Raw genomic sequence first — 522 nt, 5'->3', positions numbered from 1 at the left:
TAATAGCTATGCCTTTGGCATCAACGATGCCGGACAGGTGGTGGGAAGGTCCAGTACTGCCAGCGGCGAGGACCATGCTTTCGTAATGGTAGATGGCGTGATGACCGATCTCGGTACGCTCGGCGGGCGCGACAGCCGCGCCAACGCCATCAACGATGCCGGACAAGTGGTGGGATGGTCCAGTACTGCCAGCGGCGGGATACGTCCTTTCGTCGCGGAGAACGGCGTGATGACCGATCTCGGTACGCTCGGCGGGCGCACCGGCGGCGCCGCCGCCATCAACGAGGCCGGACAGGTGGTGGGAGCCTCCTATACTGCCGGCAGCGTGTTCGAACATGCTTTCGTCACGGTGGATGGCGTGATGACTGATCTCGGCACGCTCGGCGGGTCCGACAGTTGGGCCTTGGGTATCAACAATGCCGGACAAGTGGTGGGAGAGTCCTATACTACGCGCAGCGGCGACTACCATGCTTTCGTCACGGTGAACGGGGTGATGACCGATCTCGGCACGCTCGGCGGGGA

1 pseudogene is annotated in these 522 nt (G+C 62.8%); it reads left to right on the top strand.

The window, feature by feature from the left end:
* Positions 1 to 40 precede the first annotated feature (40 nt).
* Positions 41 to 522 (top strand): annotated as a pseudogene (locus B2A78_RS25460) (HAF repeat-containing protein); the annotation flags it as partial.

The sequence above is a fragment of the Methylocaldum sp. 14B genome, assembly GCF_002005105.1.
In the GTDB taxonomy this organism is placed as follows: Bacteria; Pseudomonadota; Gammaproteobacteria; order Methylococcales; family Methylococcaceae; genus Methylocaldum.
The sequence above is the reverse complement of the archived record's forward strand: the minus strand, read 5'-3'. Positions and strand labels throughout refer to the sequence as shown.